Annotated in this window: 16 protein-coding genes and 1 tRNA gene; 12 read left to right on the top strand and 5 right to left on the bottom strand. The window is 60.6% G+C overall.

What is annotated here, in order from left to right; genetic code table 11:
* Window positions 1-68: 68 nt before the first annotated feature.
* Window positions 69-144: transfer RNA gene (locus GKN89_RS23560), tRNA-Trp, on the top strand.
* Window positions 145-409: 265 nt separating this feature from the next.
* Here the strand turns inward: GKN89_RS23560 and hdfR are convergent.
* Window positions 410-1,237 carry an HTH-type transcriptional regulator HdfR gene (gene hdfR, locus GKN89_RS23555; protein WP_025159876.1) on the bottom strand — a complete coding sequence of 276 codons (828 nt, stop codon included), beginning with the start codon at window positions 1,235-1,237 and terminating at the stop codon, window positions 410-412.
* Window positions 1,238-1,356: 119 nt separating this feature from the next.
* Between hdfR and GKN89_RS23550 the strand changes: the two genes are divergently transcribed.
* Entirely contained in the window at window positions 1,357-1,695 is a 339-nt protein-coding gene (locus GKN89_RS23550; protein WP_048232148.1) for a DUF413 domain-containing protein, read from the top strand.
* A 28-nt stretch (window positions 1,696-1,723) separates the two neighbouring features.
* On the opposite strand, the gene GKN89_RS23545 is transcribed toward GKN89_RS23550, so the two are convergent.
* A complete protein-coding gene (locus tag GKN89_RS23545; RefSeq protein ID WP_063918336.1) occupies window positions 1,724-3,247 on the bottom strand; it encodes a YifB family Mg chelatase-like AAA ATPase in 1,524 nt (507 codons plus the stop codon).
* Window positions 3,248-3,588: 341 nt separating this feature from the next.
* Between GKN89_RS23545 and GKN89_RS23540 the strand changes: the two genes are divergently transcribed.
* The 9 genes from GKN89_RS23540 to GKN89_RS23500 all read left to right on the top strand — a co-directional run bounded on the left by GKN89_RS23540 (window position 3,589) and on the right by GKN89_RS23500 (window position 12,862).
* Complete coding sequence (locus tag GKN89_RS23540) at window positions 3,589-4,821, top strand: MFS transporter (protein WP_019455270.1); 1,233 nt, start codon at window positions 3,589-3,591, stop codon at window positions 4,819-4,821.
* Between the two features lie 133 nt (window positions 4,822-4,954).
* Window positions 4,955-5,053, top strand: coding sequence for an ilv operon leader peptide (ilvL, locus tag GKN89_RS23535; protein ID WP_013814970.1), 99 nt, complete (start codon window positions 4,955-4,957; stop codon window positions 5,051-5,053).
* Between the two features lie 142 nt (window positions 5,054-5,195).
* On the top strand, window positions 5,196-6,842 hold the full coding sequence (gene ilvG / locus GKN89_RS23530) for an acetolactate synthase 2 catalytic subunit (RefSeq protein ID WP_025159877.1): 1,647 nt from the start codon (window positions 5,196-5,198) through the stop codon (window positions 6,840-6,842).
* On the top strand, window positions 6,839-7,096 hold the full coding sequence (gene ilvM, locus GKN89_RS23525) for an acetolactate synthase 2 small subunit (RefSeq protein WP_004929955.1): 258 nt from the start codon (window positions 6,839-6,841) through the stop codon (window positions 7,094-7,096). The genes ilvG and ilvM overlap by 4 nt, the downstream gene beginning before the upstream one ends.
* 23 nt (window positions 7,097-7,119) lie before the next feature.
* Window positions 7,120-8,046 carry a branched-chain amino acid transaminase gene (locus GKN89_RS23520; protein ID WP_019455268.1) on the top strand — a complete coding sequence of 309 codons (927 nt, stop codon included), beginning with the start codon at window positions 7,120-7,122 and terminating at the stop codon, window positions 8,044-8,046.
* Between the two features lie 106 nt (window positions 8,047-8,152).
* Entirely contained in the window at window positions 8,153-10,003 is a 1,851-nt protein-coding gene (ilvD, locus tag GKN89_RS23515; protein WP_019455267.1) for a dihydroxy-acid dehydratase, read from the top strand.
* Window positions 10,004-10,007: 4 nt separating this feature from the next.
* On the top strand, window positions 10,008-11,552 hold the full coding sequence (gene ilvA, locus GKN89_RS23510) for a threonine ammonia-lyase, biosynthetic (protein WP_154747878.1): 1,545 nt from the start codon (window positions 10,008-10,010) through the stop codon (window positions 11,550-11,552).
* Window positions 11,553-11,605: 53 nt separating this feature from the next.
* Window positions 11,606-12,139, top strand: coding sequence for a hypothetical protein (locus GKN89_RS23505; RefSeq protein WP_154747877.1), 534 nt, complete (start codon window positions 11,606-11,608; stop codon window positions 12,137-12,139).
* A 21-nt stretch (window positions 12,140-12,160) separates the two neighbouring features.
* Complete coding sequence (locus tag GKN89_RS23500) at window positions 12,161-12,862, top strand: DUF2461 domain-containing protein (protein WP_038874696.1); 702 nt, start codon at window positions 12,161-12,163, stop codon at window positions 12,860-12,862.
* 9 nt (window positions 12,863-12,871) lie between these two features.
* Here the strand turns inward: GKN89_RS23500 and ilvY are convergent, their stop codons facing one another.
* Window positions 12,872-13,762 (bottom strand): HTH-type transcriptional activator IlvY, encoded by an 891-nt coding sequence (gene ilvY, locus GKN89_RS23495; protein WP_004929971.1) that lies wholly within the window; start codon window positions 13,760-13,762, stop codon window positions 12,872-12,874.
* Between the two features lie 168 nt (window positions 13,763-13,930).
* Here ilvY and ilvC point away from each other — a divergent pair, with 168 nt between their 5' ends.
* Window positions 13,931-15,406, top strand: coding sequence for a ketol-acid reductoisomerase (ilvC, locus tag GKN89_RS23490; protein ID WP_019455262.1), 1,476 nt, complete (start codon window positions 13,931-13,933; stop codon window positions 15,404-15,406).
* Window positions 15,407-15,454: 48 nt separating this feature from the next.
* Here the strand turns inward: ilvC and GKN89_RS23485 are convergent, their stop codons facing one another.
* Both GKN89_RS23485 and GKN89_RS23480 read right to left on the bottom strand, forming a co-directional pair.
* The gene (locus tag GKN89_RS23485) at window positions 15,455-16,156 is read right to left on the bottom strand and encodes a LuxR family transcriptional regulator (protein ID WP_063918339.1); all 702 of its coding nucleotides are present in this window, start codon (window positions 16,154-16,156) and stop codon (window positions 15,455-15,457) included.
* A gap of 243 nt (window positions 16,157-16,399) precedes the next feature.
* Complete coding sequence (locus GKN89_RS23480; protein ID WP_154747876.1) at window positions 16,400-17,332, bottom strand: sugar kinase; 933 nt, start codon at window positions 17,330-17,332, stop codon at window positions 16,400-16,402.
* Between the last annotated feature and the right edge of the window lie 30 nt (window positions 17,333-17,362).

Raw genomic sequence — 17,362 nt, 5'->3', positions numbered from 1 at the left:
CCCCGTCCGTTCCGCCACTTATTTAATTATGCCTGCTTTCTTAGCAGGCATAATGTTAAGCGAGATTTAGGGGCGTAGCTCAGTTGGTAGAGCACCGGTCTCCAAAACCGGGTGTCGCGAGTTCGAGTCTCTCCGCCCCTGCCATATTAAGAACCCTTTGCGAAAGCAAAGGGTTTTTTTTTGCCTACGGTTCCTCTGTCTTAGAGCATTACGGCTGCGGAAAAAAGCGCATTAGACGCCATAGGCAATGTTTGCCCTCTCCCGGCTGCCGCGTGTACTTCCAATCCCCCCTTAACCCCCTGAGTGTCGCACCGTTTTGCGTTATCTTCTCTCAGAAGGCGATAGCCGCATTTTAACTCGATAGACAGCCAACGACCACGATGGCGGCATTTAAGGCCGCCATAACGTGTTAGGCTGCGGTATTTAAAGGTATTTTAAGTAATTGTCGAATCAAAGGCTGTTGATCGCTGTTTTGCAACCAGACGGCATACAGTGGGCGAATAATCGGCGGGATCTCGGCGGCGGCAACCAATTGCGGGTACTCTTTTTCCCATTGGCTGGGCAGGAAGGCGCAGCCGCCTGTGGTTTCCAGCAGCTGGCGCGTGAGATGAGCGGAGGTGGTGGTGAGTACCGGCACGTTATCGCCTTCCAACATGCGGTTTTCCTGTTGGTGGAAGTCGGCCCCCCATTCCAGCTTGATATAGGGCATCGGGGCCTGCTTGTCGCGATGTGCGGATGAGAACAGGCGTAAAGAGAAATTGCTCAGTTGCTGGCTGGCCAATTCATCCATCTTCGGCGGTTCTGTGGTGATCAGTAAATCGAGCTGCCTTTCATGCAGTTGTTTTACCAAAGAGTGCCTTAATGCCACCCTGGCTTCGAGCTGCAGCGCCTCCCGCTGTTGATAGAGCGCCTGTAGCCACGGGGTCAGATAGGCCTCCCACAGCGAGGCGGTAGCGCCGATCGATAACTCGGTGTGTTGCAGCGAACGCACGACCTCTTTCTTCGCCAGCTGCCAGGTGTTCATCAGGCTCTCTGCATAGGGCAGAAGCCGCTCACCAGCTGGTGTCAGGCGGATATTATTGCGATGACGGGTAAATAAATTTGCGCCCAACTGGTTTTCTAGCTGACGGATGCGGAAACTGACCGCGGACTGCGTTAAGTACAAAGATTCTGCGGCTCTGCCAAAGTGACGCGTTCTACTGACCTCCAAAAAGGTTTTCAGTAATTCGGTATCCACACCTATCTCCAAAAAAATTTGTCGTTAAGATTTAAATGTTTTGTTTTACACGCTGTCAAGCCTATCTAATACTCCGCGCCATAAACAGCACGGCCATAAGAGAATTAGGAGCGTGTCAGATGGCGGATAGCTTCACCACGACCAATCGTTTTTTTGATAATAAACATTACCCTCGCGGGTTCTCCCGTCACGGCGATTTCACCATTAAAGAGGCGCAATTGCTAGAGCGCTTCGGCTACGCGTTTAACGAGTTGGACTCAGGTAAACGCCAGCCGGTCACTGAAGAAGAACAGCTGTTCGTCGCAGTGTGCCGCGGTGAGCGCGAAGCGGCTACCGAGCAGGAAAAAGTATGGGCTAAATATCTGGCGCGCACACGTCGCCCGAAGAAATTCCATACTCTGTCCGGCGGTAAACCGCAGGCTGACGCAGTAGAAGATTACAGCGACAGCGACGACTAAAGACGATGGGGCCTGCGGGCCCCATTTTCTATTCCAGACTCCGATGCAGCTGTAACAGCAGACGATCCATACTGCGATAGCCCAGCGCTTCGCTAAGGTGGCGCCTGTTGAGCTCAGCATCTCCCGCCAAATCCGCCAGCGTGCGTGCAACCTTCAAGATGCGCTGCCAGGCGCGGACCGATAGCCCCAGCGCGTTCAATGTCGTCTCCAAAAACTCGGCGTCCGCCGCCTGCAAAACGCAATCCCGTTCCACTTCGCGGTTGCTCAACAGCGCGTTGATTTTGCCGGCGCGTTCGAGCTGCCGGGCGCGCGCCAGTAACACTCTTTCTCTCACCTGCTCGCTGCTTTCTCCATGCCTTTGCCGCTGACTGAGGGTACCTGGCGGCAGCAGCGGCACCTCGATAGACAGATCGAAACGGTCGAGAAAAGGCCCCGATAGCCGAGCCAGATAACGCAGCACCTGCTGCGGTGAGGCGCGATTGTGCAACCCGTGGTAATGCCCGGTCGGGCTGGGGTTCATCGCTGCGATCAATTGTACCCTTGCAGGGAAGCAGACCTTGGCGTTGGCGCGTGAAATCACGATCTCGCCGGATTCCAGCGGTTCACGCAGCGCATCCAGTACTTTACGCTCGAATTCCGGCAGCTCATCCAGAAACAGCACGCCGTTATGCGCCATCGAGATCTCGCCCGGGCGCGGCAGTGAGCCGCCGCCGACCAATGCCGCCATCGAGGCGCTGTGATGCGGCGCGCGAAACGGCCGCTGGCGCGATAGCAGAGCGGCGGGAACATGATGCTGCAAGCTGGCGACCGCCAGGCTTTCCAGCGCTTCATGCTCCGCGAGCGGCGGCAGCAAGCCCGTGAGACGGCTGGCCAGCATGGTTTTACCGGTGCCAGGCGGCCCGATCAACAGCAGGTTATGCCCGCCGGCGGCGGCGATCTCCAGTGCCCGTTTGGCCTGTTCCTGGCCGATGATGTCGCGTAGGTCGGCGCTTTCGCAGACGTTGTCCGCAGCGGGAGGTGTGGTCGCCACCGGCAGTTCGCCCTGGCCGAGCAGAAAGGCGCAGACTTCCAACAGGTGTCGGGCGGTATGGGAGTGCGACTGTGCGATCAGGCCGACCTCGGCGGCGTTATCCGTTGAGAGGATCAGTTGTCGCCCGGCCTCGGCTGCCGCCAGCGCCGCCGGGATAGCGCCCTTGACCGCGCGCAGTGAGCCGGACAGCGCCAGCTCGCCGAGAAACTCATAGCGCGCCAGGGGGGCGAGGGGCAGTTGCTCGGAGGCGGCGAGGATCGCCAGCGCTATCGGCAGATCGTAACGCCCGCCTTCTTTCGGTAGATCGGCGGGCGCCAAATTGACGGTGATGCGCCGTGCGGGGAAGGTGAAACCGTTGTTTATCAGGGCGCTGCGCACCCGATCGCGCGCTTCTTTCACCGTGGTTTCCGGCAGACCGACCAACGTCAGGCCGGGCAGGCCATTGCTGATATGCACCTCTACCGTGACGGAAGGGGCCTGAACGCCGATGATGGCGCGGCTATAGATTACCGCCAGTGACATATTGCTCTCCTTGCTGAGGGCGACATGATGCGCGATTCATCCTGGCGGCGCGCGGCGTTATTGGTAATTTTTCCATGATGTTCGCAGCCTAATCACCGATTTTCATCGAAGCGAATAAGATTGTGCGAGCTGCCTCGCAGCCTGCGGCAATACCCATTAACAATTCGCTGAAGCCTGCAACACATTAGCGGCCCAGACGCATTGCACCCATAGGCTTAATGGGTGTATTTAACAATTGATTAAAAGAAAAATCACTTCTTTGACACACTCCGACCGCCGCCGCATTCCGCCCGGCAGCCGCTAAATCTCCTGACTTCGTACTCTACGGTAGGGATAACACTATGTTTGGTTGGACCTCGCTGCAACGCAACGCGGCAATCGCCAGCTTTTCAAGCTGGACGCTCGACGCTTTCGATTTTTTCGTGCTGGTATTCTTGCTCAGCGATATCGCACAATCCTTTCACGTCGGCCTGGAGCAGGTCACGTTGGCCATTCTTCTCACGCTGGCGGTGCGGCCAATAGGCGCGCTGATCTTTGGGCGAGCGGCGGAAAAATATGGCCGCAAGCCGATCCTGATGCTGAATATCGTCTTCTTCTCGGTGTTTGAACTGCTTTCCGCCGCCGCACCTTCGCTGACGGTCTTTTTGCTGTTGCGGGTGCTGTACGGCGTTGCGATGGGCGGTATCTGGGGCGTGGCGTCGTCATTGGCGATGGAAACCATACCGGACCGCTCGCGCGGGCTGATGTCGGGCATTTTCCAGGCCGGTTATCCGTTCGGTTATTTGCTGGCGGCGGTGGCCTATGGCCTGCTGTTCGAAACGGTCGGCTGGCGCGGCATGTTCGTCATCGGCGCGGCACCGATCCTGCTGCTGCCGTTTATTTATTATTGCGTGCACGAGTCGCCGGTGTGGCTGGCGGCACGTGAGCGTAAAGAGAGCACCGCTTTGCTGCCGGTGCTGAAGAGCCACTGGAAGCTGTGCTGCTATCTGGTATTGCTGATGGCGGCGTTCAATTTCTTCTCCCACGGCACCCAGGATCTGTATCCGGTGTTTCTGAAAGTTCAGCACGGTTTCGATCCTAAAACCGTCAGTATCATTGCCATTAGCTACAATATCGCATCAATTATCGGTGGCGTATTCTTCGGTTCGTTGTCGGAAAAAATCGGCCGGAAAAAAGCGATCATCATCGCCGCGCTGCTGGCGTTGCCGGTGATCCCGCTGTGGGCGTTTTCCAGCGGCTCGCTGATGTTGGGGCTCGGCGCTTTCCTGATGCAGTTCATGGTGCAAGGCGCCTGGGGCGTAGTGCCGACCTACCTGACCGAGCTGGTGCCGGCCAACACCCGCGCGGTGCTGCCAGGGTTCGTGTATCAGCTGGGCAACCTGATCGCCTCGGTCAACGCCACGTTGCAAGCCAGCATCGCCGAGCATCATGGACACAATTACGGCCTGGCGATGGCGATCGTCGCCGGCACGGTAGCGGTAGCGATCGCCCTGTTGGTGTTCTTCGGCAAGGATACGCGCGGCAAGGCCATCACCGGCGCGGTGAAAAATCCGGGCATGCGCGCCAACGTATGAAATCCGGGCGATCCGCATGAGGTATGACCAGATTGCGCCGAATAATAACGCAAAAAAAGTGTTGTCATGTCGCGCGCGGCTGTGGTACCTCTGTAAGCATTAGTTCTGAATGAGCACAGTGAACAAACCCATTATGAAAGCCTTTGCCCAAGTGATTAGCCTAGTCGTGATTAGCGTGGTGGTGATTATTATCCCACCGTGCGGGGCTGCACTTGGACGAAGAAAGGCTTAGCAAACAAGCCGGAATCGCAAGAGAACCCCCGCACCGTCAGGTCCGGGGGTTTTTTATTGGCAAGAGAAAAGTGGAGCAAGGGGCGGAAGATGAAAAACAGAACAAAATCCTGCAGTTGTCGAAGTAAGGCGGGGAAATAACTATGAATGGCGCTCAGTGGGTAGTTCAAGCGTTGCGTGCGCAGGGAGTGGATACCGTATTCGGCTATCCGGGTGGGGCAATCATGCCGGTGTACGATGCACTGTATGACGGTGGTGTGGAACACCTGCTGTGCCGCCATGAACAGGGCGCCGCCATGGCCGCCATCGGCTACGCCCGCGCCACCGGCAACGTCGGCGTTTGCATCGCCACTTCCGGCCCCGGCGCCACTAACCTGATCACCGGCCTGGCTGATGCGCTGCTCGATTCCGTTCCCGTTGTCGCCATCACCGGTCAGGTGGGTTCCGCGCTGATCGGCACCGATGCCTTTCAGGAGATCGATGTTCTCGGCCTGTCTCTGGCCTGCACCAAGCACAGTTTCCTGGTGGAGTCGCTGGACGCCTTGCCGGGCATTATGGCGGAAGCGTTCGCCATCGCCGCCGGCGGCCGCCCTGGCCCGGTGCTGATCGATATCCCGAAAGACATCCAGCTGGCGCAGGGCGACTTGCATCCGCACCTGATGCCGGTCGATGAAGCGCCGGCGTTTCCGGCGGCGGCGTTGGCGGAGGCGGCCGAGCTGCTGGCGCAGGCGCACAAACCGATGCTGTACGTCGGCGGCGGCGTGGGCATGGCGCAGGCGGTGCCGGCGCTGCGCGAGTTCATCGCCGTGACCCGCATGCCGAACGTCGCCACCCTGAAGGGGCTGGGCGCGCCGGATGCGCAAGATCCGCTGTACCTCGGCATGCTGGGCATGCATGGCGCCAAGGCCGCCAACCTGGCGGTGCAGGAGTGCGATCTGCTGATCGCTGTCGGCGCGCGTTTCGATGATCGCGTGACCGGCAAACTGAACGCCTTCGCGCCGCACGCCAAAGTGATCCACATGGATATCGATCCGGCGGAGATGAGCAAGCTGCGCCAGGCGCATGTGGCTCTGCAGGGCGATCTGAAAGCATTGCTGCCGGCGTTGCAGCGCCCGCTGAACATCGCCGCCTGGCAGCAGCGGGTAACGGCGCTGAAAGCCGAGCACGCCTGCCGCTACGATCACCCCGGCCAGCCGATCTTTGCGCCGCTGTTCTTGCGCCAGCTGTCTGACCGCAAGCCGGCCAACAGCGTAGTGACCACCGACGTCGGTCAGCACCAGATGTGGAGCGCTCAGCACATGACGTTCGAGCGCCCGGAGAATTTCATCACCTCCAGCGGCCTCGGCACCATGGGATTCGGCGTGCCGGCCGCGGTAGGCGCTCAGATTGCCCGCCCGCAAGATACGGTGATCTGCGTCTCGGGTGATGGCTCCTTCATGATGAACGTGCAGGAACTGGGCACCATCAAGCGCAAGCAGCTGCCGCTCAAAATCGTGCTGCTGGACAACCAGCGCCTCGGGATGGTGCGTCAATGGCAGCAGTTGTTCTTCGACGGCCGCTACAGCGAAACCAACCTGTCCGATAACCCCGACTTCCTGATGCTGGCCGCCGCCTTCGGTATTCCCGGCCAGCGCATCAGCCGCAAGGATCAGGTGGAGGGCGCCCTCGAGGCGCTGTTCAACACCGAAGGCCCTTATCTGCTGCAGGTCTCTATCGACGAACTCGAAAACGTCTGGCCGCTGGTGCCGCCGGGCGCCGGCAACGAAACCATGTTGGAGGAAATATCATGATGCAGCATCAACTCTCGATCCAGGCGCGTTTTCGCCCCGAAATGTTAGAGCGCGTATTGCGGGTCGTGCGTCATCGCGGCTTTCAGGTTTGTGCTATGAATATGGTTTCCCCGGCCAACGCCGACAGCATCAATATCGAATTGACCGTTGCCAGCCCGCGTCCGGTGGCCTTGTTGTCATCTCAATTAAGCAAGCTGATGGACGTCTCCTGCGTCGAGATCCAGCAGCCAACATCACAACAAATACGCGCCTGAGGCGCCGAGAAGGATAAATAACAATGACAAAGAAAGCCGATTACATTTGGTTCAATGGTGAGATGGTTCCCTGGGCCGAGGCCAAAGTGCACGTGATGTCGCACGCGCTGCATTACGGTACGTCGGTATTTGAAGGCGTGCGCTGCTACGACTCGCACTTGGGGCCGGTGGTGTTTCGCCATCGCGAGCACATGCAGCGTCTGCACGACTCGGCGAAAATCTACCGCATGCCGGTTTCGCAAAGCGTCGACGAGTTGATGGAAGCCTGCCGCGCCACGCTGCGCAAGAACAACCTGGTCAGCGCGTACATTCGCCCGCTGGTGTTCGTCGGCGATGTCGGCATGGGCGTCAACCCGCCGGCCGGTTATAAAACGGACGTGATTATCGCGGCGTTTCCTTGGGGCGCGTACCTGGGTGAAGAGGCGCTGGAGCAAGGTATCGATGCGATGGTCTCCTCTTGGCACCGCGCGGCGCCGAACACCATCCCGACCGCGGCCAAAGCCGGCGGCAACTATCTCTCCTCCCTGCTGGTGGGCAGCGAAGCGCGCCGCCACGGCTATCAGGAAGGCATCGCGCTCGACGTGCACGGTTACATTTCCGAAGGGGCGGGCGAGAACCTGTTCCAGGTGAAAGACGGCGTGATCTACACCCCGCCGTTCACCTCGTCGGCGCTGCCGGGCATCACCCGCGATGCGATCATCAAGCTGGCGAAAGACATGGGCTTCGAAGTGCGCGAGCAGGTGCTGTCGCGCGAATCGCTGTACCTGGCCGATGAGGTGTTCATGTCCGGCACCGCGGCGGAGATCACGCCGGTGCGCAGCGTGGACGGCATTCAGGTCGGTATCGGTAAACGTGGCCCGGTGACCAAACAGATTCAGGAGGCGTTCTTCGGCCTGTTCACCGGCAAGACGGAAGACAAGTACGGCTGGCTGGATCCGGTAAACCCTTAACGACAAGGCTCGCCGCGCAGCGTGGCGGACGACAAGACAGACAAGATAAGAATATCCAGGCGGTTCGTTCGCCGCCTGCCATAAATACATTTGGAGTGAAAAGAGCATGCCTAAGTACCGTTCCGCCACCACCACCCACGGCCGCAATATGGCGGGTGCCCGCGCCTTGTGGCGCGCGACCGGGATGACCGACGCCGATTTCGGCAAGCCGATCATCGCCGTGGTCAACTCCTTCACCCAGTTCGTCCCGGGCCACGTGCATCTGCGCGATCTGGGCAAGCTGGTCGCCGAACAGATCGAAGCCTCCGGCGGCGTGGCCAAAGAGTTCAACACCATCGCGGTGGATGACGGCATCGCCATGGGCCACGGCGGCATGCTCTATTCCCTGCCGTCGCGCGAGCTGATCGCCGATTCGGTTGAATACATGGTGAACGCCCACTGCGCCGACGCGATGGTGTGCATCTCCAACTGCGACAAAATCACCCCGGGCATGCTGATGGCGGCGCTGCGCCTGAACATTCCGGTGATCTTCGTCTCCGGTGGCCCGATGGAGGCCGGCAAGACCAAACTCTCCAACCAGATCATCAAACTGGATCTGGTGGACGCCATGATCCAGGGGGCCAACCCGAACGTCAGCGACGCCGACAGCGAGCAGATAGAACGTTCCGCCTGCCCGACCTGTGGTTCCTGCTCCGGCATGTTCACCGCCAACTCGATGAACTGCCTGACCGAAGCCCTGGGCCTGTCGCAGCCGGGCAACGGCTCGCTGCTGGCCACCCATGCCGATCGCAAGGAATTGTTCCTCAACGCCGGCAAACGCATCGTCGAGCTGACCAAACGTTATTACGAGCAGGACGACGCCAGCGCGTTGCCGCGCAATATCGCCAACAAGGCGGCGTTTGAAAACGCCATGACGCTGGATATCGCCATGGGCGGTTCGACCAACACCGTGCTGCACCTGCTGGCTTCGGCGCAAGAAGGCGAGGTGGACTTCACCATGGAGGACATCGATCGCCTGTCGCGCAAAGTGCCGCACCTGTGCAAGGTGGCGCCGAGCACGCAGAAATACCACATGGAAGACGTGCACCGCGCCGGTGGGGTGATCGGCATCCTCGGCGAGCTGGATCGCGCCGGTTTGCTGAACCGTGAGGTGAACAACGTGTTGGGGCTGACCCTGCCGCAGACGCTGGAAGCCTACGACGTGATGCTGACCCGCGACGAAAGCGTCAAGAAAATGTACTCCGCCGGGCCGGCCGGCATCCGCACCACGCAGGCATTCTCTCAGGACTGCCGCTGGGATTCGCTGGACACCGACCGCAAGGAAGGCTGCATCCGCACCCGTGAACACGCCTACAGTCAGGACGGCGGGTTGGCGGTGCTGTACGGCAACCTGGCGGAAAACGGCTGCATCGTCAAAACCGCCGGCGTAGACAAGGAAATCCTCACCTTCCGCGGCCCGGCCAAGGTGTACGAAAGCCAGGATGATGCGGTAGAAGCGATCCTCGGCGGTAAAGTGGTGGCGGGCGACGTGGTGGTGATCCGCTACGAAGGGCCGAAAGGCGGGCCGGGGATGCAGGAAATGCTGTACCCAACCACCTACCTGAAATCGATGGGGCTGGGCAAGGCGTGCGCGCTGATCACCGACGGGCGTTTCTCCGGCGGCACCTCCGGGCTGTCCATCGGCCACGCCTCGCCGGAAGCAGCTAACGGCGGCCTGATCGCCCTGGTGCAGGACGGCGACATGATCGCGATCGACATTCCTCATCGCGGTATCCAGCTGGATGTCAGCGAGCAGGAGCTGGCGGCGCGGCGTGAGGCGGAACTGGCGCGCGGCGACGCGGCCTGGACGCCGAAAAACCGTGAACGTCAGGTGTCCTTCGCGCTGCGCGCCTACGCCTCGTTGGCCACCAGCGCCGACAAAGGCGCGGTGCGCGACAAGAGCAAACTGGGGGGATAAACGCATGGCGGTCTCTCAACCCCTACCCAGCGCCCCGTGCGGCGCAGAATATCTGCGAGCGGTGCTGCGCTCGCCGGTCTACGAGGTGGCGCAGGTCACCCCGCTGCAGGCCATGAGCAAAATCTCCTCGCGCCTCGGCAACACCATTTTGGTGAAGCGCGAAGATCGCCAACCGGTGCACAGCTTCAAGCTGCGCGGGGCCTATGCGATGATCGCTGGGCTGGACGAAGAGCAGAAGGCGCGCGGCGTCGTGACGGCTTCGGCCGGCAACCACGCGCAGGGCGTTGCCTTCTCCGGTAAACGGTTGGGGATCAAAACGCTGATCGTGATGCCGGTGTCCACCGCAGATATCAAGGTGGATGCGGTGCGCGGCTTCGGCGGCGAAGTGCTGCTGCACGGCGCCAATTTTGACGAGGCTAAAGCGAAGGCGATCGAGCTTTCCCAACAGCAGGGCATGACCTTCGTGCCGCCGTTCGATCACCCGACGGTAATCGCCGGGCAGGGCACGCTGGCGATGGAGCTGCTGCAGCAAGACGCGCATCTGGATCGGGTCTTCGTGCCGGTCGGCGGCGGCGGCCTGGCCGCCGGGGTGGCGGTGCTGATCAAGCAACTGATGCCGCAGATCAAGGTGATTGGCGTCGAGGCGGAAGACTCCGCCTGCCTGCGCGCGGCGCTGGATGCCGGCCATCCGGTGGATCTGGCGCGCGTCGGGCTGTTCGCCGAAGGCGTGGCGGTGAAGCGCATCGGCGACGAAACCTTCCGCCTGTGCCGTGAATATCTGGACGACGTGATCACCGTGGACAGCGACGCCATCTGCGCGGCGGTCAAAGATCTGTTCGAGGACGTGCGTGCGATTGCCGAACCTTCCGGCGCGCTGGCGCTGGCGGGGCTGAAAAAGTACGTCCAGCAGCACAACATTCAGGGCGAGCGTCTGGCGCATGTGCTGTCCGGCGCCAACCTCAACTTCCACGGCCTGCGTTACGTTTCCGAACGCTGCGAACTGGGTGAACAGCGCGAAGCGCTGCTGGCGGTGACTATTCCGGAACAGCAGGGCAGCTTCCTCAAGTTCTGCCAACTGCTGGGTGGCCGCTCGGTGACCGAGTTCAACTATCGTTACGCCGATGCCGACAACGCCTGCATCTTTGTCGGCGTGCGTCTGACGCGCGGCCACGCCGAGCGGCGGGAGATCATCGACGAACTCAACGCCGGCGGTTATCAGGTGGTGGATCTGTCGGACGACGAGATGGCCAAGCTGCACGTGCGCTACATGGTGGGCGGGCGTCCGTCGAAGCCGCTGCGCGAGCGGCTGTACAGCTTTGAGTTTCCGGAGTCGCCGGGCGCGCTGCTGAAGTTCCTGCAGACGCTGGGCGCGCACTGGAACATTTCGCTGTTCCATTACCGCAGCCACGGCACCGACTTCGGCCGGGTGTTGGCGGCCTTCGAACTGGCGCAATCCGAGCCGGAATTCGAGCGGCACCTGCAGGCGCTGGGCTACGATTGCCACGACGAAACCGACAACCCGGCGTTCCGCTTCTTTTTGCAGGGGTGAGTCCGGTGTGTTTATCCGGCCGGTTGTCCCGCTTAGCGATAGATGGCCGGGAGATGGAAAAACAAATCGCGGCGCGTGATAGTGCGCTGTTCGCCGGCGTAGATACGCAGCTGGAACAGCATTTCCTGACGCCGGGCCAGCGGCTATCGCCGCCGGGCGTCGGGAATGTCATGTTGCTGATGGTATGCCTGACGCTGGGGCTGGCGGGCGTGATGGGTCTGGTCACGGACGTGGCGGCCGCCCGGAGCGGCAAGACCTCCGCCGCCGTGTTGATGGGCAGCGGCGCGATCGTGGCGGTGTGGATGACGCTGATCCTGTTCCAGCTGGTGCAGGGGAAAAACAGCGGGGTGGTATTGTTGCAATATTACCTTGGCATGCTCGGCCTGTGTTGCCTCGGCGCCGCGGCGGCGTGGGCCGAGGGGATGACTAGCATCGCCACCGGCGCCCTGCTGCTGGGGGGCGCGGTTGGCGGCGCGCTGTTCAGCAACCGGGCGGCGTTCTATCTCTACGTCGCTTATTTTCGCACGCGTCGGCGCGTGTTTATCAAACGCCGTTGGCAGAGGGAAGATCTGCGCAACACCCGATAAACCGTCAGAACGGAAAAACTTATGACGCAACCTTTCTCCGGCTTCAGCCAGCAGGGCTTGAATTTCCTGCAGCAGGTGCGGATCGAAAACGATAAGGCGTGGTTCGACGGTAACCGCGACATCTACGATCGCGAGCTGCTGGCGCCGTTCCGCGCGCTGGTGGAGCAGTTGGCTCCCGGCATGTTGGCGATCGATCCGCAGTTCGAGACTCGCCCGGCGATCGGCAAAACGCTGTCGCGCATTCATCGAGATACGCGTTTTTCTCACGACAAGTCGCGCTACCGCAGCCGCATGTGGCTGACGTTCAAGCGTCCGAGCAAAGACTGGAAAGACGCGCCGGTGTACTTTTTCGAACTGGGGCCGGACATGCTGCGCTATGGCCTTGGCTACTACAGCGCCAACAAGCCGACCATGGATCTGTTCCGCCATACGCTGAGGCAGCGGCCGCAGCCTTTCCTTGAGGTAGCCGCCTGCTGTCGGCCGCCGTTCGAGCTGGTGGGCGAGAGCTACAAGCGCCCGCTGGTGAAGGAGCAGGCGGCAGAGATCGCCACCTGGTACAACCGCAAATCGTTCGCGGTGATGGTGACCGACAGCGAAGTGGAAAAGCTGTTCAGCGCCGATCTGGTGCCGCTGCTGGCCGGGGCATTTTTGCAGCTTGAGCCGCTCTACCACTGGCTGATGCAGGTAGAGACGATGAAGCAGATCGATCCGGCGGATCTGTAAACCCCCGCGTCAGCGGGGATGCAGCAGACGCCAAAAGGCGTCGATCAGCGGATCGCTCAGGCGTTTTTTCTGGACGCAGACCCCCAGCTCGAAGGGTTCGACCATCGAGATGTTATCCAACTGCGAGATGCGGTTGCGCACCGGCTCCGGGCTGTTGTCCACCACCACGCTCGGGATCAGCGCGATGCCGCAGCCCAGGGCCACCATCGACACGATCGCTTCGTGGCCGCCGACGGTGGCGTAAATCAGCGGATTGCTGATGCGGTGGCGGCGGAACCACAGCTCGATGCGTTTTCGCGAAGGGCCGTGTTCCGGCAGGATGAAAGGGATCTCGGCCCAGTCTGGCTTGTCGGCGAACGCCTGGCTGCGCACCGCGCAGGGCAGCGCCGGCGCGATCAGCACCAGCGGAATTTCGCCGATTTTGGTGAACGCCACGCTGGCGGGCAGCGTTTCCGGCCGGCCGGCGATGCCGAGATCGGCCTCGTTGGACTGCACCTTGTCGACCGCGTCGGCGGCGTCGCCGGTGGTCAGCTTGATCTCCACCAGCGGGTGCTGCGCGCGGAAGCGGTCGAGGATCGGCGGCAGGTGGCTGTACGCTGCGGTCACCGAGCAGAATAGCCGCAGTTCGCCACTCAGCGACGGGCCGTGCTGGCCGAGCGAGTGCTTCAGCTGCTGATATTGCAGCAGCGTTTGCTGGGCGAATTCTTTCAGCTGTTCGCCGGCGTCGGTGAGCTGCACGGTGCGGTTGTCGCGCAGGAACAGCGGCTGCCCGAGGATCTCTTCCAGCCGCTGGATCTGGCGGGAGAGCGTCGACGGGCTGACGTGCATCGCCTTGGCGGTGCGCCCGAAGTGATGGCTTTCGGCCAGATGCAGGAACAGCTTTAAATCACGTAAATCCATATCGATACGCTCGCAGTTGGAGTGTTGCATAAATTGCAATATCACGTTCTCAATATATCAATTTAAGCAACGCATTTCCTGTTATACATTGAGTTTAACGAATCTCCGCACAGACAGGGCGGGGAATGAAAATAACAATGCAAGACAACATCAAACCGGAGTACCACCATGGCTAACTATTTCAACACATTGAACCTGCGTCAGCAGTTGGCGCAATTGGGTAAATGCCGCTTTATGGCGCGCGACGAATTTGCTGACGAAGCCGGCTACCTGAAAGGTAAAAAAGTGGTGATTGTCGGCTGTGGCGCCCAGGGCCTGAACCAGGGGCTGAACATGCGCGACTCCGGCCTGGATGTCGCCTATGCCCTGCGCAAAGAAGCGATCGACGAGAAACGCGCTTCCTGGCGCAAGGCGACCGAAAACGGCTTTAAGGTCGGCACCTACGAAGACCTGATCCCGCAGGCGGATCTGGTGGTCAACCTGACGCCGGACAAGCAGCACACTTCCGTGGTGCGCGCGGTGCAGCCGCTGATGAAAGACGGCGCGGCGCTGGGTTACTCCCATGGCTTCAACATCGTTGAAGTGGGTGAGCAGGTGCGCAAAGATATCACCGTAGTGATGGTCGCGCCGAAATGCCCGGGCACCGAAGTGCGTGAAGAGTACAAACGCGGCTTCGGCGTGCCGACCCTGATTGCGGTTCACCCGGAAAACGATCCGAAAGGTGAAGGCATGGCGATCGCCAAGGCCTGGGCGGCGGCGACCGGCGGCCACCGCGCCGGCGTGCTGGAGTCTTCCTTCGTCGCCGAAGTGAAATCCGACCTGATGGGTGAACAAACCATTCTGTGCGGCATGCTGCAGGCGGGTTCGCTGCTGTGCTTCGACAAGCTGGTGGCGGAAGGTACCGATCCGGCTTACGCCGAGAAACTGATTCAGTTCGGCTGGGAAACCATCACCGAAGCGCTGAAGCAGGGCGGCATCACGCTGATGATGGATCGCCTGTCCAACCCGGCCAAGTTGCGCGCTTATGCGCTGTCCGAACAGCTGAAAACCATCATGGCGCCGCTGTTCCAGAAGCACATGGACGACATCATTTCCGGCGCGTTCTCCAGCGGCATGATGGCCGACTGGGCGGAAGACGACGTGAAACTGCTGACCTGGCGCGAAGAGACCGGTAAAACCGCGTTCGAGAATGCGCCGCAGTTTGAAGGCAAGATCAGCGAGCAAGAGTACTTCGATCACGGCGTGCTGATGGTGGCGATGGTGAAAGCGGGCGTTGAGCTGGCATTTGAAACCATGGTCGATGCGGGCATCATCGAAGAGTCGGCTTACTACGAGTCGCTGCATGAGCTGCCGTTGATCGCCAACACCATTGCACGTAAACGTCTGTATGAAATGAACGTGGTCATCTCCGATACCGCGGAGTACGGCAACTACCTGTTCGCCAACGCGGCGGTGCCGCTGCTGAAGGACTTTATGACCACCCTGCAGGCGGGTGATTTGGGTAAAGCCGCGGCGGGCACGGCGGTAGACAATGCGCAGCTGCGTGACGTGAACGAAGCGGTGCGCAGCCACCCAATCGAAACCGTCGGCCGCAAACTGCGCGGTTACATGACCGACATGAAACGCATCGCCGTTGCGGGCTGATTGTCCGCAAGATGAAGCACAAAAAGCCGGCTGAGATGCCGGCTTTTTTTATGCCTCCGGCGGCGCGATCAGCTGCTGCTCGAGACCGCGCCGGATCGCGTGTTTGGCGTTCGTCACCCCCAGCTTACGCACCACATTGCCGATGTGAAATTTCACCGTGCCGGTTTTGATCCCCAGGATCAACGCGATCTCATGGTAGGTTTTGCCCTGGCTGGCCCAATAGAGAATTTCTCCTTCGCGCGGCGAGAGCCGATCCGTCCGGCTTGTTTCGGCACTGGCCAACGCCAGCGCATGCTGGTGGGTATCGACCAAGACCATCTGCAGGTTGGCCCGCTCGTCTGCCATCAACTGTCGCAGTTCGGCGTCATCGGCCGCCGTCGCGCTGATCGACAAGATCGCCAGATTGTTGTCGTGATCGTGCAAAACAAAGCTGCAACCGTGCACGATGTCGTATTCCCGCGCCTGATTGAAGATCTTCCGGTAATGCCGATCCTCGGTGGTGAGAGGGGTGTCATGCCACATGAAGGGCGCGCAGCGGCCATGGGCGGCGCGGACGACGGGATCGATGTGCTGATAGCGATTGGCGCTGTAGATATTCAGCCATTCTTGCGGGTAGCTCGAAACCAGCAGATGGCGATCGGGATGGTGTTTGTTGAAGGTCAAATAAGCGTATTTGAATCTGCTGAAGGCGTGCAGTTGGCCGTCAAGATGCAGTCTTGCGGCGACGGCGTTGGCGAATGCGACGGCCATCGGTAACCTCCCTGTCGTTCGGCGGTTCAGCCCGACCTGCACCAAAGTCCAGCTAGTCAGTGCGGCGGATTGAAATTTATACTCGGCTAATAAATTCAAAAAGGCGGCAATGCCAAGACCCGAGCTTAACAGCTATGGGCGAAAATAAGCCAACGCCAGGGAAATTCTTTCACTCATTCTCTTATCAATGCTTCTGGGATCCCGTGCGAGGGCGGCGAGATAATCTCGCCGCCGCCTTATTGGTCATGCCGGCATGGCCACTGCGGGAATGATGGCGCCACGGTGTTGGATCACCGCAGCGGCGAGCAGATGGCCGCGCTGCGCCGCCTGTTGGGCGCTGCCGCCGTTCAGGCGTAGCGCCAGGTAACCGGCGCTGAAAGAGTCGCCCGCCGCAGTGGTATCCACTACGCGCTCCGGCGGCAGCGCGATCGCCGGCACCTCAAGCCGCTCCCCCTCTGCACTGAACACCAGGCACGCGTCTGCACCGCGTTTGATCACGATCTCGCCGACGCCGAGCGCCTGCGTACGTGTGACCACCCGTTCGATAGGCTGCCCACCCCACAGCAACTCTTCATCATCCAGCGTCAGAAAAGCGATGTCGGTACAGGCCAGCACCTCGCGGTAGGCCTGCTGCGTTTCCTCACGGCTTGGCCACAGACGCGGACGGTAGTTGTTGTCAAAGATAACCTTGCCGCCGTTGGCGCGGCAGCGGCGCAGCAGCGCCAGCAGCTTGGTACGATCGGCGGGAGCGAGGATCGCCAGGCTAATGCCGCTGAGGTACAGGTAATCGAACTGCGCCAGCCGGGCGCACTGCTCATCGGCCTGTGGTCCCGCAAGCCAATACCGGGCGGCGGCGTCGTTGCGCCAGTAGTAAAAGGTGCGTTCGCCGGCGGCGTCGGTTTCGATCATATACAGGCCCGGCAGTTTGTTTTCCAACTGCTGAACCAGCCCGGTCTCGATCTTCTCTTGCCGCCAGGCCTGCAGCATCTCGCGGCTGAAACTGTCGGTGCCGAGTGCGGTGACGTAATGCACCCGCCACGCCTGTTCCGGCATTTGGCGGGCGAGGTAGACGGCGGTGTTGAGGGTATCGCCGCCAAAGCCGCGCGTCAGCTGCGCGCCCTGTTGCGACAGCTCGATCATGCATTCGCCGATCACGGCGAGATTTCGGATAGTCATCGTCAATAAGCCCTGGCTAAACAAGAAGCA

The sequence above is a fragment of the Serratia sp. YC16 genome (assembly GCF_009707615.1).
In the GTDB taxonomy this organism is placed as follows: domain Bacteria; phylum Pseudomonadota; class Gammaproteobacteria; order Enterobacterales; family Enterobacteriaceae; genus Serratia; species Serratia surfactantfaciens.
This window is presented reverse-complemented; position numbering and strand designations above follow the sequence as displayed.

Bases quoted from the DNA above. Each gene is read 5' to 3' on its own strand.
- GKN89_RS23550 (WP_048232148.1), top strand. From the start codon at position 1,357: ATGGCGGATAGCTTCACCACGACCAATCGTTTTTTTGATAATAAACAT.
- GKN89_RS23545 (WP_063918336.1), bottom strand. From the start codon at position 3,247: ATGTCACTGGCGGTAATCTATAGCCGCGCCATCATCGGCGTTCAGGCC.
- GKN89_RS23540 (WP_019455270.1), top strand. From the start codon at position 3,589: ATGTTTGGTTGGACCTCGCTGCAACGCAACGCGGCAATCGCCAGCTTT.
- ilvL (WP_013814970.1), top strand. From the start codon at position 4,955: ATGAAAGCCTTTGCCCAAGTGATTAGCCTAGTCGTGATTAGCGTGGTG.
- ilvG (WP_025159877.1), top strand. From the start codon at position 5,196: ATGAATGGCGCTCAGTGGGTAGTTCAAGCGTTGCGTGCGCAGGGAGTG.
- ilvM (WP_004929955.1), top strand. From the start codon at position 6,839: ATGATGCAGCATCAACTCTCGATCCAGGCGCGTTTTCGCCCCGAAATG.
- GKN89_RS23520 (WP_019455268.1), top strand. From the start codon at position 7,120: ATGACAAAGAAAGCCGATTACATTTGGTTCAATGGTGAGATGGTTCCC.
- ilvD (WP_019455267.1), top strand. From the start codon at position 8,153: ATGCCTAAGTACCGTTCCGCCACCACCACCCACGGCCGCAATATGGCG.
- ilvA (WP_154747878.1), top strand. From the start codon at position 10,008: ATGGCGGTCTCTCAACCCCTACCCAGCGCCCCGTGCGGCGCAGAATAT.
- GKN89_RS23505 (WP_154747877.1), top strand. From the start codon at position 11,606: ATGGAAAAACAAATCGCGGCGCGTGATAGTGCGCTGTTCGCCGGCGTA.
- GKN89_RS23500 (WP_038874696.1), top strand. From the start codon at position 12,161: ATGACGCAACCTTTCTCCGGCTTCAGCCAGCAGGGCTTGAATTTCCTG.
- ilvY (WP_004929971.1), bottom strand. From the start codon at position 13,762: ATGGATTTACGTGATTTAAAGCTGTTCCTGCATCTGGCCGAAAGCCAT.
- ilvC (WP_019455262.1), top strand. From the start codon at position 13,931: ATGGCTAACTATTTCAACACATTGAACCTGCGTCAGCAGTTGGCGCAA.
- GKN89_RS23485 (WP_063918339.1), bottom strand. From the start codon at position 16,156: ATGGCCGTCGCATTCGCCAACGCCGTCGCCGCAAGACTGCATCTTGAC.
- GKN89_RS23480 (WP_154747876.1), bottom strand. From the start codon at position 17,332: ATGACTATCCGAAATCTCGCCGTGATCGGCGAATGCATGATCGAGCTG.